At 62.6% G+C, this 238-nt stretch carries 1 protein-coding gene; it reads right to left on the bottom strand.

What is annotated here, in order from left to right:
* On the bottom strand, positions 1 to 238 hold a 238-nt coding region (locus U5775_RS39335), incomplete at both ends, for an ABC transporter permease (RefSeq protein WP_415913772.1).

Below are 238 nucleotides of genomic sequence, written 5' to 3'. Positions count from 1 at the left end.
ACCACGGAAGCGGCCCATGCGCGCGAGCACGAAGCCGGCCCACGTGCCGATCACGACCGAGGCAAACGCGGTCATCAGACCGATCTTCAGCGAGAGCCACGCGGCGGTGAGCAGTTCGTCGTCCTGCAGCAGCGCGGCGTACCACTTGAGCGAGAAGCCCGACCAGACCGTCACGAGCTTCGACTCGTTGAACGAGTACACGACGAGGCTGATGATCGGGATATAAAGGAACAGGAAC

The organism is Paraburkholderia sp. J63, from assembly GCF_905220245.1.
Lineage (GTDB): Bacteria > Pseudomonadota > Gammaproteobacteria > Burkholderiales > Burkholderiaceae > Paraburkholderia.
The sequence above is the reverse complement of the archived record's forward strand: the minus strand, read 5'-3'. Positions and strand labels throughout refer to the sequence as shown.